This window comes from Chryseobacterium sp. YIM B08800 (assembly GCF_026163565.1).
Taxonomy (GTDB): domain Bacteria; phylum Bacteroidota; class Bacteroidia; order Flavobacteriales; family Weeksellaceae; genus Chryseobacterium.
This window is the reverse complement of the sequence record NZ_JAPDKN010000120.1, coordinates 1-225: the sequence shown is the minus strand read 5'-3', so window position 1 is coordinate 225 and position 225 is coordinate 1. Positions and strand designations below refer to the sequence as shown.

The 225-nt window shown below is 38.2% G+C and carries 1 protein-coding gene; it reads left to right on the top strand.

The genetic code is table 11. The features are described from left to right. Positions 1 to 184 (top strand): hypothetical protein (locus tag OEW74_RS19565; protein WP_265430078.1); only part of this gene is annotated, 184 nt, incomplete at its 5' end. Positions 185 to 225 lie beyond the last annotated feature (41 nt).

Sequence of the window (225 nt, the reverse complement as noted above, 5' to 3'; positions counted from 1 at the left end):
TTTTGTTGGAGCGTTGGAGAGCAATAGCGTCGGAGGGGTTGGGAGTGAAAATTGTCAGAAAGGCTTAAGTTATCGGATCTCGGAGCACAGGAAAGAAGAAAAAGGGATTGGGAGGAATATATATATGGAAAAGCAATTTTATCGCAAAGGCAAACTAAGAGTTTTTAGTTGTATCCTTATATAAGACAAACAAAGGCGTTTCACTTAACAAATGAAAGACTAAGT